At 68.3% G+C, this 14,964-nt stretch carries 15 protein-coding genes; 7 read left to right on the forward strand and 8 right to left on the reverse strand.

Features of this window, described 5'->3' with window-relative positions; genetic code table 11:
- The coding region (gene carA / locus ABSF49_RS14260; protein WP_424113320.1) for a glutamine-hydrolyzing carbamoyl-phosphate synthase small subunit at positions 1-1,094 on the reverse strand (1,094 nt) is incomplete at its 3' end.
- Positions 1,095-1,192: 98 nt separating this feature from the next.
- Here carA and ABSF49_RS14265 point away from each other — a divergent pair.
- From ABSF49_RS14265 to ABSF49_RS14275, 3 genes are all read left to right on the forward strand, one after another.
- Positions 1,193-1,660 carry a GatB/YqeY domain-containing protein gene (locus tag ABSF49_RS14265; RefSeq protein ID WP_424113321.1) on the forward strand — a complete coding sequence of 156 codons (468 nt, stop codon included), beginning with the start codon at positions 1,193-1,195 and terminating at the stop codon, positions 1,658-1,660.
- Between the two features lie 80 nt (positions 1,661-1,740).
- On the forward strand, positions 1,741-2,001 hold the full coding sequence (locus tag ABSF49_RS14270; protein WP_424113322.1) for an accessory factor UbiK family protein: 261 nt from the start codon (positions 1,741-1,743) through the stop codon (positions 1,999-2,001).
- 229 nt (positions 2,002-2,230) lie between these two features.
- Positions 2,231-2,734, forward strand: coding sequence for a type III secretion system chaperone family protein (locus ABSF49_RS14275; RefSeq protein ID WP_424113323.1), 504 nt, complete (start codon positions 2,231-2,233; stop codon positions 2,732-2,734).
- Positions 2,735-3,157: 423 nt separating this feature from the next.
- On the opposite strand, the gene ABSF49_RS14280 is transcribed toward ABSF49_RS14275, so the two are convergent.
- Entirely contained in the window at positions 3,158-3,424 is a 267-nt protein-coding gene (locus tag ABSF49_RS14280) for a hypothetical protein (protein WP_424113324.1), read from the reverse strand.
- Positions 3,425-3,640: 216 nt separating this feature from the next.
- Between ABSF49_RS14280 and rpmF the strand changes: the two genes are divergently transcribed.
- Positions 3,641-3,835, forward strand: coding sequence for a 50S ribosomal protein L32 (gene rpmF, locus ABSF49_RS14285; protein ID WP_424113325.1), 195 nt, complete (start codon positions 3,641-3,643; stop codon positions 3,833-3,835).
- A gap of 64 nt (positions 3,836-3,899) precedes the next feature.
- Here the strand turns inward: rpmF and yddG are convergent, their stop codons facing one another.
- Entirely contained in the window at positions 3,900-4,790 is an 891-nt protein-coding gene (yddG, locus tag ABSF49_RS14290; protein ID WP_424113326.1) for an aromatic amino acid exporter YddG, read from the reverse strand.
- Between the two features lie 359 nt (positions 4,791-5,149).
- Between yddG and hisC the strand changes: the two genes are divergently transcribed.
- Entirely contained in the window at positions 5,150-6,220 is a 1,071-nt protein-coding gene (gene hisC, locus ABSF49_RS14295; protein WP_424113327.1) for a histidinol-phosphate transaminase, read from the forward strand.
- A 208-nt stretch (positions 6,221-6,428) separates the two neighbouring features.
- Here hisC and ABSF49_RS14300 read toward each other — a convergent pair whose 3' ends face one another.
- Complete coding sequence (locus ABSF49_RS14300; RefSeq protein ID WP_424113328.1) at positions 6,429-7,889, reverse strand: RimK family ATP-grasp domain-containing protein; 1,461 nt, start codon at positions 7,887-7,889, stop codon at positions 6,429-6,431.
- A gap of 229 nt (positions 7,890-8,118) precedes the next feature.
- Positions 8,119-8,610, reverse strand: a complete 492-nt coding sequence (locus ABSF49_RS14305) for a GNAT family N-acetyltransferase (RefSeq protein WP_424113329.1) — start codon at positions 8,608-8,610, stop codon at positions 8,119-8,121.
- 102 nt (positions 8,611-8,712) lie between these two features.
- Between ABSF49_RS14305 and ABSF49_RS14310 the strand changes: the two genes are divergently transcribed.
- Positions 8,713-10,017, forward strand: coding sequence for a class I SAM-dependent methyltransferase (locus ABSF49_RS14310; RefSeq protein ID WP_424113330.1), 1,305 nt, complete (start codon positions 8,713-8,715; stop codon positions 10,015-10,017).
- Between the two features lie 206 nt (positions 10,018-10,223).
- Here the strand turns inward: ABSF49_RS14310 and ligA are convergent, their stop codons facing one another.
- Complete coding sequence (ligA, locus tag ABSF49_RS14315; RefSeq protein ID WP_424113331.1) at positions 10,224-12,332, reverse strand: NAD-dependent DNA ligase LigA; 2,109 nt, start codon at positions 12,330-12,332, stop codon at positions 10,224-10,226.
- Positions 12,333-12,979: 647 nt separating this feature from the next.
- Between ligA and ABSF49_RS14320 the strand changes: the two genes are divergently transcribed.
- Positions 12,980-13,669 carry a biosynthetic peptidoglycan transglycosylase gene (locus tag ABSF49_RS14320; RefSeq protein ID WP_424113332.1) on the forward strand — a complete coding sequence of 230 codons (690 nt, stop codon included), beginning with the start codon at positions 12,980-12,982 and terminating at the stop codon, positions 13,667-13,669.
- 16 nt (positions 13,670-13,685) lie between these two features.
- On the opposite strand, the gene miaA is transcribed toward ABSF49_RS14320, so the two are convergent.
- Positions 13,686-14,594, reverse strand: coding sequence for a tRNA (adenosine(37)-N6)-dimethylallyltransferase MiaA (gene miaA, locus ABSF49_RS14325; protein ID WP_424113333.1), 909 nt, complete (start codon positions 14,592-14,594; stop codon positions 13,686-13,688).
- Between the two features lie 190 nt (positions 14,595-14,784).
- The coding region (locus ABSF49_RS14330) for a hypothetical protein (RefSeq protein ID WP_424113334.1) at positions 14,785-14,964 on the reverse strand (180 nt) is incomplete at its 5' end.

Below are 14,964 nucleotides of genomic sequence, written 5' to 3' on the forward strand. Positions count from 1 at the left end.
CGGTCGGTCAGCGCGATGCCGCAGTTCGAGCCGTCGAACAGCGACACGTGGGTCTGGCGCGCGTTGGCCGGCAGCGTCGCCGGATCGACGGCGAAACCGTGGTTCATCGACACGATCTCGACCTTGTTGGTGGTGAAGTCCTTCACCGGATGGTTCGCGCCGTGATGGCCCTGCGGCATCTTCAGCGTCTTTGCGCCGACCGCCAGGCCGAGCATCTGGTGGCCGAGGCAGATGCCGAAGATGGGGAGGCGCGTGTCGAGCAGCGCCTTGATCGTCGGCACGGCGTATTTGCCGGTCTCGGCCGGATCGCCGGGCCCGTTCGACAGGAAGACGCCGTCCGGCTTCAACGCCAGGATCTCGTCGGCGGTCGCGGTCGCCGGGACGACGGTCACCGCGCAGCCGCAGTCGCTGAGCAGCCGCAGGATGTTGCGCTTGATGCCGTAATCGATCGCGACGACCCGGTAGTCGGCGGCGCCTTCGCGCCGGCCGTAGCCGCGCTCGGGAATCCAGCTCGTCTCGTCCCAGTCGAACCGCTGCGCCGTCGTCACTTCCGGCACCAGGTCGAGGCCGTTCATGCCCGGCCAGGCCTTCGCCCGGGCGGTCAGCGCGGCGCGGTCGAATTGACCGTCGGGATCATGGGCGATGACGGCATTGGGCATGCCGGACTCGCGGATCATCGCCGTCAGCGCGCGCGTGTCGACGCCGGTCAGGCCGATGATTCCGCGCGCCCGCAGCCAATCGTCGAGCCGCCTTGTGGCGCGATGGTTCGAGGCTTCGCCGATCTCGGCGTGGAAGATCGCGCCGAGCGCGCCGGCCGAGGCGGCGAGATTGACGGTCTCGATATCCTCCTCGTTCACGCCGACGACGCCGATGTGGGGGAAGGTGAAAGTGATGATCTGGCCGGCGTAGGACGGGTCGGTGAGGATCTCTTCATAGCCGGTCATCGCCGTGTTGAAGCACACTTCGCCGACCGCCGAGCCGGTCGCGCCGACGCCGAAACCCTCGACGATCTTGCCGTCGGCGAGCGCGAGCAGGGCGGTCGGCCGGCGCACGCGCCAGCCCGACGGCGCTTCGCCTTGAATCCGACCGCTCATTTGACTAGAAGGTGTCGCGCCTGACATGGGCCAGTGCTTAAGCGTGGCCGCCCGGGCGCGTCAAGCCGCGGCGGAACGCGGCAGTCTCCAGAGGAACCATGGCCGAAACGATTGCATTGCGCGACTCTGTGTCGGCGCAAATGAAAGCGGCGATGAAAGCCGGCGACAAGACGCGGGTCGGCGCGCTGCGCCTGGTCATCGCGGCGTTGAAAGACCGGGAAATCGAAGCGCGCGGGTCCGGCAAGATCGTCAGCCGCGCCGACGAGCTGGCGCTGCTGACGAAAATGGTGAAATCGCGCCAGGAATCGCTGGCGATCTACCAGCAGGCCAAACGCAAGGATCTCGCCGACCAGGAAAGCGCCGAGATCGCCATCATCAGCGAATACTTGCCCAAGCAGCTCGACGAAGCCCAGGTGACGGCGGCGGCCAAGGCGGCGATCGCCGAGACCGGCGCGGCCAGCTTGCGCGACATGGGCAAGGTCGTCAGCGCGCTGAAAGAGCGCTATCCCGGCCAGATGGACTTCGCCAAGGCGAGCGCGATCGTCAAGGCGCTGCTGACCGCTTAAGGCTGCGACAGGAGCGCCGCTTGCGCCGCCGCGAACGGCGCGCCACATAGCCAAGCGCGGGGCTTTTTCGGAGTGTCGTCATGCCTCAGACCAGCGGCCGCCTGTTCGACGATTTGTCGCGCCTGATCACCGACGCCGCCGGGCTCGCCGAGGGCGCGCGACGCGAGGTCGAGACTGTCGTGAAGGCGCAATTCGAGCGCCTGCTCGCCGGCATGGACGTCGTGACGCGCGAAGAGTTCGAGGCGGTCAAGGACATGGCGGCCAAGGCGCGGAGCGAAAACGAGGCCCTGGCGGCGCGGATCGCGGCGCTGGAAGCCAAGCTCGGCGGCGACCAGCCGTAATTCTCGGATTTTACCCGGATTCCGGCCACGCGATTGATTCGCCTCGCTGATTCTGTGGACGGCGCCGCGCCGTGGGTTTACCGCGGACCGCGAATCATCGAATCTCGCGAGCGCTCGGGCGGTTAAGACGCGTCAGGCCCGCGCAAGCGATCAGACTCAATCCTAGGCTGACCGCCGTTCCCCGCGCCTAAGCGTCGATCCCAATCGCCACAGCCACGGAACCCCGTCGATGATCGCTGACGAAAACACGGTTCTCGATCGCCCCGAACACCCGGTCGACGTCGTCGAGCGGTTGGCGTCGATGAACGACTGGGCCTTCGACCGCGCCGACGAAGACGAGATTTCGATGCTCGTCGCCGGCGCCTGGGCGCAATACGAGGTCTCGTTCACCTGGCTGCCGGCGATCGAGTCGCTGCATGTGAGCTGCTCGTTCGACCTCAAGGTTCCCGAACGGCGGCGCAGCGAAATCGTGACTTTGGTGCAGCTGATCAACGCGCAATTGTGGATCGGCCATTTCGACATCTGGACCCGCGACGACATCGTCATGTTCCGCCACGCCCATTGCCTGGCCGGCGGCGCGCAGCCGAGCGACGTCCAGTGCCGCACCATCGTCGAAGCGGCGCTGACCGCCTGCGAGAATTATTTCCAGGCGTTCCAGTTCGTGCTGTGGGCCGGCCGCAGCGCCCGCGAGGCGATGGACCTCGCCGTGTTCGAGACCAAGGGCACCGCGTGAGGCCGCCGCCCGCGAATTCGGGCGACAATTCAGGTAAGCGCAGAAGCGAAATCAAAGCGATAGGCGCCAAATGACGCGCGCATGCGCGGCGCAGTATATACATGATACTGAAGTTATATCGGCCCCAGCTGCTCGCCGCAGTGCAAAGCGCAATGTGTTCCGCAGTAGCGTCTCAATTTGAATATTGGAGCGCTCGACGTGCGCTCGCGAAACGGGCCTAACGGCGAGCTTTGGCTTTTTGCCGGTGAGTCGGCTCGGCTGGCGCGGAAATCGGCCCAAACGCTGCGTCGTAAACGCCAGAAAGCGGGGCGACGAACGATCTGAGCGCCACGTTCGCCTGCTCGCGGATATAGCGCCTATCGACTACGACAGTCTCGCTAGGGCGGGTGCGAGAGGTTTCGGCGGGCTCTTCGGTCATGGCTTTCACTCGCTCCAAAGGCCTCTTACGAGCCTAATGGCTTCCGACAAGATGAACAACCCGAAACAGATCAAGTCGATCCCGAACAGCGCCATTTCGGCGTATTCTCCCGTCGTCTCGACCCAACCCGGGACGATGCCATCACAAGCCTTAACGATCACTGATATGATGACGGCGGCCCCGAAGACAATAAGGAAGCCAATTGATCCGACGCACACGTGAATCGCGAAATCCACAATCGGCTTCAAATTTTTCGGAAATTCAAAAGACATCGCCGCCCCTCGGCACTTAATACGTGAGCATCGCGCGAAATCGATGTAAATTGCAACCGGTTCAGCCGACGCAGCCCAAAGTCTCGAACTGAGGCCTCTGCCTGCTCGGTTCCAGGCTGGCGTTCGCGCGCGTTTGCGTGTAAGAGCCGCGCTTCCCGTTTCCTTTCGCGCTCGGCGAGGCCGCCGGTCGCCGCTTGATTGGCTGGAGTTGTAAAGATGGCTGTTCCGAGACGCAAAACCTCGCCCTCGCGCCGCGGCATGCGCCGTTCGGCCGACGCGCTCAAGGCGCCGACCTATGTCGAGGACAAGGATTCCGGCGAGCTGCGCCGTCCCCATCACGTCGACCTGAAGAGCGGGATGTACAAGGGCCGCCAGGTGCTCAAGCCGAAGACGCCCGCCGTCGAGGCGTGAGCGCTTCGTCCCCACGACGGATTTCAGCAAGGCCGGCGCCGTCGCCGGCCTTTTGCTGTGGCGCTCACCCGCGTCTCGTCGCGACCACCGCGCCGCCGACGATCAGCGCGCAGGCCGCGCCGAGCGAGAGCGTCGCCGGCGCGAAGCCGGCGGCGACCAGGATCAGCGTCGACAGCACCGGCGCGGCGTAGGCGGCGACGCCGAGCAGACGGATGTCGCCATGCTTGACGCCGAAGTCCCAGACATAAAAGGCGAGGCCGACCGGGCCGAGCCCGAGGCCGACGATCGCCGCCCATTGCGCCGCTCCCGCCGGCGCGACATTGGTCTCGAAGGCGAAATGGCAGAGCGCGGCGAGCGCGGCGGTCGCGACGCAGAAGCCGGCGACCGCTTCCGTCGGCGCGGCTTTCAGCTTTCGCGACAGCACCGAATAGCTCGACCAGACGAAGGCGCAGGCGAGCGCCAGCGCGTAGCCCGACAGCACGCGCGGATCGATCGCCGCGAGGGAGAAGCCGCCCGCCTTGCCGGCGAACAGGGTCGCCGCGCCGGCGAAGCCGAGCGCCGCGCCGACGAGGTGGCGCAGCCGTAGCCGCTCGCCGGGCAATAGCGCCGAGAACAGCACGATCAGCAGCGGCCACAGATAGGCGATCAGGCTCGCTTCCGCCGGCGGCGCGCGGTTCAAGGCGGCGAAATAGAGCGCGTGGTAGCCGAACAGGCCGCCGACCCCGACCATCCACACCGGCCACGGCTGGACCAGCGCCGCGAGCCGGCCGCGTGAGGCCGCGTAGACGAAGCCGAGGCCGCCGCCGATGGCGAAAGTCAGCGCCGCCAGCTCGAACGGCGGAATCGCGCCGGCGGACGCCGTCAGCAGCGCCAGAACCGACCACAGCGCGATGGCGCCGAGGCCGACCAGGGTCGCGGCGGGCGAAGCGGCGGATTGGGCTTTCTCGCGCGTCATGGACCGGCTGGGTAGCAGGCCCTAGGTTGAAGCGAAAGGCGCGAAGAACCGCGATCGAACCTCCTCCGTCACGCCCGGACTTGATCCGGGCGCCCAGGTGGAGGCGGTTGTGATTGGTCTGCCGCGTCCCGTCCTGGATGCGCGGCTCAAGGCCGCGCACGACGCGGGAAAAATTGCGCGTGCAGGGACGAGGGCTGCGCCGGCGGCAAATGATTCCGGGCGCACGCTCTAGCGATCTGCTGGGCGGTGACGCGGTCTGCAGAGGCGGCCGCGGCGTCGCGCCTGCTTTTTCGCCCTCCGGCGCCGTGCGATAATTGTTTCCGCCGCCGCGCGGTCGAAATCTTCCTACGGGACTCACGATGAACCGCTTCTGGAACCCGCTGGTGGCCGAGCTCACCCCTTATGCGCCGGGCGAGCAGCCGTGCGTCGCCGATCTAGTCAAGCTCAACACCAACGAGAGCCCGCTCGGCCCTTCGCCGCGCGTGCTGGAGGCGATCCGCGCCGCGGCGACCGACGCCCTGCGGCTCTACCCCGACTACGAGGCGACCGCCCTGCGCGCGACTTTGGCGGCCTATCACGGGCTGACGCCGGATCAGGTCCTGGTCGGCAACGGTTCCGACGAAGTGCTCGCCTTCGTTTTCGTCGCGCTGCTGAAGCACGAGGCGCCGCTGCTGCTTCCCGACGTCACCTACAGCTTCTATCCCGCCTATTGCCGGCTGTTCGGAATCCGCGCCGAGACCGTCCCGCTCGACGCGTCGATGCGGGTCCATGTCGCCGACTATCGCCGTCCGGGCGGCGCGATCATTCTGTCCAACCCCAACGCGCCGACCGGCATTGCGCTGCCGCGGGCCGCGATCGCGCGGCTGCTCGCCGATCACCCCGACCAGCCGGTGGTGATCGACGAGGCCTATGTCGACTTCGGCGCCGAAACCGCGATCCCGCTGATCAAGGCGCATCCGAACCTGCTCGTCGTGCAGACGATGTCGAAGTCGCGCGCGCTCGCCGGCCTGCGGGTCGGCTACGCGCTCGGCGATGCGGGGCTGATCGAGGGGTTGCGACGGGTGAAGGACAGCTTCAATTCCTATCCGCTCGACCGCTTGGCGCAGGCGGGCGCGGTCGCGGCGATCGAGGACGAAGCCTATTTCCAGGCGAGCCGCGCAATGGTGATGGGCAATCGCGAGAGGCTCAGCGCCGGCCTCGCCGCTCTCGGCTTCTCGGTTTTGCCGTCGTCGGCCAATTTCGTCTTCGCCCGCCACGAAAAGCGCGGCGGCGCCGAACTGGCGGCCGCGCTGCGCGCGCGGGCGGTGCTGGCGCGCCACTTCGCCGAACCCGAGCGCATCGCGCCCTATCTGCGCATCAGCGTCGGATCGGAGCGCGAGATCGCGCGGCTGCTGTCGGCGCTGGAGGATATTCTGAGCGTCGAAGCGTAGAGCTATCTGCTTCTTGGCATCCTCGGACCTCATCCTGAGGCGCCCTCGCGTAGCGAGGGCCTCGAAGGACGCTCCGAGGACCGCGTCGCCACGCGTTCTGCAACGTCCTTCGACTCGCCGGCTTCGCCGGCGGCTCAGGATGAGGACACGGAAAGAGACGGTCCACCCAAGCGTCGGCGGTTCGTGATCGTCGCCGCCTCGCCGCCGCTCACGCCTCGAGGCGCTTGATGTACCACTGCAGGATGCGGTTCCAGATGTCTTCCTTGCCGACCTGGTCCTCGACGCCGTGGTCGAGATTGGGATTGTCGTTGACTTCGATCACCGCCAGCCCAGTTGGCGTCTCCTTGACATCGACGCCGTAGAGGCCAGCGCCGATCGCCCGCGCCGCTCGCAGCGCGACCTCGATCACTTGCGGCGGCGCCTCGGCGATGTCGAGCGTGCGATAGCCGCCCTCGCGCGCGCCGTTCGGCCCATGCTTGATGATCTGCCAATGGCCGCGCGCCATGCGGTACTGGCAGACGAACAAAGGCTCGCCTTCGAGCACGCCGACGCGCCAATCGAACTCGGTCGGCATGAACGCCTGCGCCAGCAACAGGTCGGTGTCCTCGAACAGCTTGTCGGTCAACGCCTTCAGCGCGGCGAAATCGTCGACCTTGTGCACGCCGCGCGAGAACGAGCCGTCGGGGATCTTCACCACCATCGGCCAGCCGAGCAGCTTCTCCGCCCTGACGAGATCCTCGTCCTCGGCGAGCATGACGGTCGGCGGCGTCGGCACGCCGCGCGCCTCCATCATCTCGTGCAGATAAACCTTGTTGGTGCAGCGGATCATCGACACCGGATCGTCGATGACCGGCATGCCCTCCTGCAGCGCGCGGCGCGCGAAGCGATAAGTGTAATCGTTGATCGAGGTCGTGGCGCGGATGAACAGGCCGTCGAATTCCGCCAGCTCGGCGAGCTGACGTTTTGTCAACAGCTGCACGTCGACCGACTGCCGCTCGGCGAGCTTCTGGAAATGGCGGATGGTTTCGACCGAAGAGGGCGGCAGCGCCTCGTCGGGATCGTAGAGCACGGCGAGCGAATACTTCGCGACGGCGCGCGCGCGCGGGCTGCGCCAGTCGCGCTCGGTGTGGCGGTGCAGCGCGTCGCGAAAGAACTCGGCTTCCTGCGGGCCGAGCTTGGCGAGCGGCCGCGCGCGCAGGCGGTCGATCCGCCAACGCTTTCCCGGCGTGATCGTCACTTCCAGCGCCGGGCAGCGGTACCAGTCGAACAGCAGCCGGCCGAACGTCTCGAAGCGCGGGTCCAGGCAGAGGCCGAAGCAGAACAGCAGATCGAAGGTGGTCGTCTCGTCGGCGCGGGCGCGATGGGCGGCGGCGGTGAGCGCCTCTTGCAGGTCGGGCAGCGACTGCTCGTAGAGCTTGCGTTCGCGCAGCTCGAGCATGGTCTCGACGTTGGGGATGATGCGGTGGCCGCGCGCTTCGGCGAGCAGCGACGCGTAATAGCCGTTCGACTGGTAGTTGTAGGAGCGCGACAGGTTGACGATCTTGGCGCGCCCGCCGGTCGAGAACAGCTTCGGCCGCGCGAGATAGTCGCTGGTGGTGATGACCTTGTGCGGCGTTTCGGCGTTGGGAAAATCGCGCGAATGGTCGACGAGAATCACCCAGCCGTTCATGGCGTTCCCGAGGCGGCGTCGGCGCGGCGCAATGCGGGGTCGCGTTTGGTGGCGATCATGTGGCCGGTCGGCTCCCTAGCCGAGCGAAAAGCGGACGCCCGTCGCGACGGGAGCGAAGCGAATCGCGCGCCGAGCGGACTTGGGCACCATGCGTCGGAGAAAGGCGCGGCGCAAGTCGGTCGCCGCGCCGCCGGCGCGGAGGCTTCGCCGCCCGCGGCGCGAAAAATCCTCACGCGGCGGCGCCGTCGGCGGCCGGCGCCAGCCGCTTCTCGAACCGCAGCGCGGTCCCGCCGTCTTCGTAATAGCCGGGATATTGGCCGAACGGGCGAAAGCCGATCTTCTCGTAGAGGGCGATCGCCGCCGGGTTGTCGTAGCGCACCTCGAGCCGCAGCGCCTCGAGCCCGTGCGCGCGCGCGTAGCGTTCGCAGGCCTGCAGCAGGGCGCGGCCGACGCCGCGGCGGGTCTGGGCGGGGTCGACGGCGAGCGAATAGATGCGCGCGCTGCGGCCGCCGGCGCGCGCCGACAGCAGCGCGTAGCCCGCGACCCGTTCGCCGAAGCGGGCGACGATCAGCGGCCGGCGCGGCGCGCGGATGAAGGCGCGCAGCGAGCGGCGCGACAGGCGGTCGCCGGTGAAGGCCGCGGCTTCGAGCGCTTCGATCGCGCCGAGATCGTCGAGCGAAGCGGGTCCGATCGTCATGCCGCCGACGACATGCGTATTCATATTCAGTCCCTTTGCGTCGGCGCGCTTGCCGTTCGCGCCGCATCGCGCCTAACTGGGGTTCACGCAGCGGCGATCCTCGCGCGTCGCCGCGACGGAGACAATATGGACAGGGCGGAAAAAAGGCTGGCGGGACTCGCGGCGCTGCTCGCCGACGCGCATCGCCGCCTCGGCCTCGAATTCGGCTTTCGGCTTTGGAATGGCGCGCGCGTCCCGGCCGACTGGCCGGCCGACGCGCTGACGATCGCCGTCGCCGACGAAGGCGCCGTCGCCGGACTGGCGCGTGCGCCGCGCCTGACGACGCTCGCCAATCTGTGGGCGGCGCGGCGGCTCGACATCCTCAACGGCACGCTGTTCGACCTCGCCGCCCGGCGGCCGAAGGCGCGCAGCCGCGCATTGCGCAAGAGCCTGCTTACGCCCGCCGCGTTTCGGGCCGCGCTGTCGTTCCTGTTCACGCCGCGCGGCGGACCGTGGCCGCTCGAGCAAATCGCCCAGGATCGCGAAAGCGACGGCAGCCAGGCCGAGAACAAGAAGAACATCGCCCACCATTACGATGTCTCCAACGCCTTCTATCGGCTGTGGCTCGACCAGGACATGGTCTACACCTGCGGCTATTTCCACGACTGGAGCGACAGCCTCGAGGCGGCGCAGGCGAACAAGCTCGACATGGTCTGCCGCAAGCTGCGGCTCAAAGCCGGCGAGACGATGCTCGACATCGGCAGCGGCTGGGGCTCGCTCGCCTGCCACGCCGCGCGCCATTACGGCGTCAAGGTCGTCGGCGTCACGCTGTCGGAGCGCCAGATCGAATTCGCCCGCGACAAGGCGGCGCGGCTCGGGCTTGCCGACCAGGTGCGCTTCGAGCTGATCGACTACGCCCGGCTCGAGGGGCGCGACCGTTTCGACAAGATCAGCTCGGTCGGCATGTTCGAGGCGATCGGCGCCGCCCATTTCGACACGTATTTCGCCACGGTGCGGCGGCTGTTGAAGCCGGGCGGGCTCTATCTGCATCATGCGATCACCCGGCCCGGCAAAGGCGCGACCGTCACGCAAGCGAAGAAGCGGCCGGAATTCGCCGCGCTGACGCGCTACATCTTTCCCGGCGGCGAACTCGACTACCTCTGGCGCACCGTCGCCGACCTCGAAGGCCACGGCTTCGAGGTGCGCGACGTCGAGGGCTGGCGCGAGCACTACCAACGCACCTGCCGGATGTGGCACGACCGCCTGCTGGCGCGCTACGACGAGGCTTGCGGCGAAGTCGGCGAAGCGACGACGCGCGTTTGGCTCGCCTATCTCGCCGCCTGCTCGCTGGTGTTCGAGCGCGGCGCCTGCGGAATCTATCAGACGCTGGTCAGCAAGCGCGCGCGCGGCGCGAGCGCCCTGCCGCCGACCCGCGCCGACCTCTATCGTTAGAGCGGGTTGGATTTGATAGAAATCACGCTTTGCGTCGTGGCCGGGCTTGACCCGGCCATCCATGCGTCGACGCCCTGCACATAAGGCCGTGGCCGAAGCGCATCTATCGATCCTCCGATCGACACGGCTTGGATGGCCGGGTCAAGCCCGGCCATGACGGCGGTTGGGCCTGAATGCAGAATGCTCTTGCGCTCCGCGCCCCTGCTTCACTCCCGCCCGGCGCGCCGAAGCCACGCGTCCTCGTCGATCGTCTCGACGCCGAGTTCGCGCGCCTTGGTCAGTTTCGAGCCGGCGCCGGGGCCGGCGACGACGAGGTCGGTCTTGACGGAAATCGAGCCGGACACTTTTGCGCCCAGTCTTTCGGCCATCGCCTTGGCCTCGTCGCGCGTCATGCGCTCGAGCGAGCCGGTGAAGACGATCGTCTTGCCGGCGAGCGGATGGCCGGTTTCGAGCGCCGGCATCGGCTCGATCGTCACTTCGGCGATAAGCTTGCCTAGGGCCTCCTCGTTGTGCGGCTCGGCGAAGAAGTCGACCAGCGATTCGATCACGGTCGGGCCGATCCCGTCGATGCCGCCGAGCGTCGCCGCCGCGTCGGCGCCGCGCGCGGCGCTCCTCAGAGCGTCGAAATCGGCGAAATGGCGCGCGAGACGGCGGGCGTTGGTCTCGCCGACGTGGCGCACGCCGAGCGCGTAGAGGAAGCGGTTGAAGGGGATGCGCCGCCGCGCCTCGATCGCGGCGAACAGATTGCGCGCCGAGACCTCGCCGAACCCCTCCCATTCGCGCAAGGGCGGTCGCCCCTGGCCGTCGCGCGCGGCGAGAATGAAGATGTCGGCGGCGATCTTGATCACGCCTTCCGTGAAGAACAGCGCGATCTGCTTGTCGCCGAGCCCCTCGATGTCGAAGGCGTTGCGCGAACAGAAATGCTTCAGGCCCTCGACCGCCTGCGCGGCGCAGACGAGGCGGCCGGTGCAGCGGCGCACGACGTCGGCCTTGCCGGTCTTCTCGTCGATCTCGCGCAGCGCAAGCGAATCGCAAATCGGGCAAACGAAGTCGCCGTTGGCGTTCTTCGGGAATTCGAATTGCGTTCGATTAGCATGCTCTTCGTCGCGGACGACCTCGAGAATCTGCGGGATGACGTCGCCGGCGCGCTGCACCACGACCGTGTCGCCGACCCGCACGTCGAGCCGCGCGATCTCGTCCTCGTTGTGCAGCGAGGCGTTGGCGACGACGACGCCGCCCACAGTGACGGGATGCAGCTTGGCCACCGGCGTCAGCGCGCCGGTGCGGCCGACCTGGATTTCGATATTTTCGACGATCGTCGTCGCCCGTTCGGCGGGGAATTTGTGCGCCACTGCCCAGCGCGGGCTGCGCGAGACGAAGCCGAGCCGCTCTTGCAGCGCGAGATCGTCGACCTTGTAGACCACGCCGTCGATGTCGTAGCCGAGCGTCGCCCGCTGCGCTTCGATCGCGCGATAATGGGCGAGCATCTCGGCGGGCGAATGGCAGAGCCTGGTCAGCGGATTGACCGGCAGGCCGAAGCGGCGGAACGCGTCGATCGCGCCCTTCTGGGTCTTGGCGATCGGCGCGCTGAGCTCGCCCCAGGCGTAGGCGAAGAATTTCAGCGGCCGCTCGGCGGTGATCCTGGCGTCGAGCTGGCGCAGCGAGCCGGCGGCGGCGTTGCGCGGGTTGGCGAAGGCCGGCTTGCCGGCGGCCTGCTGGCGCGCGTTGAGCGCGTCGAAGTCGGTCTTCGCCATATAGACTTCGCCGCGCGCCTCGAGCACCGCCGGCGCGTCGGCCAGCGTTTGCGGGATCTCGGCGATCGTGCGCACGTTGGCGGTGACGTCCTCGCCCTCGTAGCCGTCGCCGCGCGTCGCCGCCTGCACGAGCCGGCCGCGCTCGTAGCGCAGCGAGCAGGAGAGGCCGTCGATCTTCGGCTCGGCGGTGAAGGCGAGCGGCGCGTCGTCGCCGAGGCCGAGGAAGCGGCGCACCCGGGCGCAGAATTCCTCCACCTCCTCGTCGACGAAGACGTTGCCGAGCGACAGCATCGGCACGACGTGGCGGACCTTGGCGAATTCCTTGGCCGGCGCCGCGCCGACCTTGCGCGAGAGCGAATCCGGCCCGGCGAGCTCGGGAAACGCGGCCTCCAGCGCGGCGTAGCGCCGCCGCAGCGCGTCGTATTCGGCGTCGGAAATGGTCGGCGCGTCTTCGCCGTGGTAGCGCCGGTCGTGCCCGGCGATCTCCGCGCCGAGGCGCGCGTGCTCGGCCTGCGCTTCGTCGCGCGAGAGCTGGTCCGGCGGCTTGGGCTTGACGCTCATGGCGGGAAGCTAGCTCAGGCGCGCGAGGGGCGGAAGCCGGGGCGCCCGGCTCAGGAGAGCGGAGACCGGCGGCCGAAAGCCGCGCGCTCGGCCTTGGACAGTGGCGACTGGCAGCCGAAACCTCAGACTCGTCATGGCCGGGCTTGTCCCGGCCACCCACGTCGTTGAGCCGCCGCTTCACAACTCGAGGAGCCACGCGTTCTCGACGTCTTCCCAGGGAGCGGCGCAAGTTTCACCGCGTGGATGGCCGGGACAAGCCCGGCCATGACGGCGGAGGGGGGTGGGGAGTGCTGCAAGCCCCGCCGTCGAATGCGGATTTCTCCATTGTTTGCTTGGCGGAGCGGAGCGCGAGAGGAACTCGAAGTCAAGGATGCGAAGCACCGCCTTCGGCGGCGGCCTTTCAGGCCGTCCTTGAGTTCGAGTTCCTCTCGCGCATAATCGCCTCCAAGCAATCAATGGCGAGCCGTCGCCGAGGCCGGCGGGGGCTTGGCTCGTGCCCGAGCGGTTGGAAGAAGTCTGGCCTCGGCGCTCGTCTCAGCAGTTGCCGACGGCCGATTCGACAGCCGCGATAGGCGACGCAAGGGCCGTGAAGCGATGAGCCCGCTCCCGCGCTTGCCCGAAGCGCCGGCTTACGCCAAGGCTGGGACATGGCTCGCCGGCGCTTCTCATTCGCCATCCTGGCGCGAGGCGTCGGCCTCGTCGGTTTGGCGCTGGTCCTCGTCTTTGCGGCGCTTGTCGCCCTCTACGCCGTGGCGCGGCCGATCTCGACGCTGATGCTCGGTCGCACGATCGAGGGCAAGAGCTACGAACGCGTCTACGTCAGACTGGCCGATATCGCGCCGGTCGCGGTCGCTTCTGTGATCGCTTCGGAAGACGACGGGTTCTGTCACAACGATGGGGTCGACTGGGACGCCCTCCATGAGGTCATGAGCGGCGCCGGCAGGAATGGCCCCCGTCGCGGCGCGTCGACGATCACCATGCAGACCGCCAAGAACCTGTTCTTGTGGCCGGGCCGCTCGGCCATTCGCAAGGGGATCGAGATCGGCATGGCGCTGGTTCTCGGCAAGGTCTGGTCGAAGGCGCACATTGTCGAGGTCTACCTCAACGTCGCCGAATGGGGCGACGGCGTCTACGGCGTCGAGGCCGCCGCTGAGCGCTATTTCCACAAGCGGGCGAGCCAGCTCGACGCGCGCGAATCCGCGCTGCTGGCGACGTCGTTGCCGAACCCGATCAAGCGCAACGCCGCCCATCCCAGTCCGATGCAGCGCATCCTCGCCGCCCGCATCGTCGCGCGCGCCAGCGACACCATCGAACAGTTGGATTGCCTGCCGCAGTAGATGGGCGGCGAGCGCCTCACCCCAGCGCCTCCGCCCCCGCCGCTTCCGCCCCCTCCGGCGGCGTCCAAGCGAACGCCGGCATCTGATGTCGCGCCCAGGTGAACTGGCGCTTGGCGTAGCGGCGGGTGTCGCGCACTGCGAGGGCGCGCGCCTCGGCGAGCGACAACCGGCCTTCGAGGTGGGCGATGAGATGTGGGACGCCGTGGGCGCGCATGGCGGGCAGGGCGGGGTCGAGCTTGCGCGCGGCGAGCGCGGCGACCTCGTCGAGCGCGCCGTCGCGCAGCATTTCGTCGAAGCGCGCTTCGATGCGCGCGTTGAGCGCCGCGCGCTCGGGAGCGAGGAACAGCCCCGCCCACGCGCCGGACGGCAGGGCAGGGGCCTCGCGCGCGCCGTGAAAGGCGACCAGCGGCCGCCCAGTCGCGGCGACGACTTCGAGCGCGCGCAACACGCGCTGGCGGTCGCTCGGCCTGAGCCGGGCGGCGGTGGCCGAATCGCGCGCCGCGAGCGCAGCGTGCAGGCTCGGCGTCGTTTGCCCTTCGGCCTCGGCTCGCACCGCTGCGCGCACGTCTTCCGGAACGCGCGGGATGTCGGACAGGCCTTCGGTCAGGGCGCGGAAATAGAGGCCGGTGCCGCCGACGAAGATCAGCGGCCCGGCGCGATCGTGGGCCGCGGCGAGGATTTCGCGCGCCCGCGCAAGCCAGCGGCCGACGGAGAAATTCTCCGCCCCGTCGACTTCGCCAAACAGAAGGTGCGGCGCGCGCTGCGCCTCGGCCGCGCTCGGGCGGGCGGTCAGCGCCCTCAGATCGGAATAGACCTGCATCGAATCGGCGTTGACGATCGTCCCGCCGAACCGCTCGGCGAGCCTAAGCGCGACCGCCGACTTGCCGCTCGCGGTCGGGCCGGCGATGAGCAGCGCGCGATTCATCGCCCCCGCCGCCATGCACCCGTCAACGCGCCCATGTCTTCAACTCGCGTTCCCCGTCCCTTCTCCCCGCTTGCGGGGAGAAGGTTAGGATGAGGGGCTGGGTGATGAGCCGCAACGGCGCCGCCAATCGCCCGGCCCCTCACCCAACCTCTCCCCGCGCGCGGGGAGAGGGGGTTGCACCGTGTCGCTGTCAATCCAGCAAGTGGCTGACCATGCCGTCGGCGAGCTTGGGTTCGAACCAGGTCGATTTCGGCGGCATGATCGCGCCGGCGTCGGCGACCGCCATCAGGTCGGTCATCTCAGTCGGATAGAGCGCGAAGGCGACGGCCATCTTGCCGGAGGACACCAGCCGCTCCAGCTCGCTCAAGCC

The organism is Roseiarcus sp., assembly GCF_049514155.1.
Lineage (GTDB): Bacteria > Pseudomonadota > Alphaproteobacteria > Rhizobiales > Beijerinckiaceae > Roseiarcus.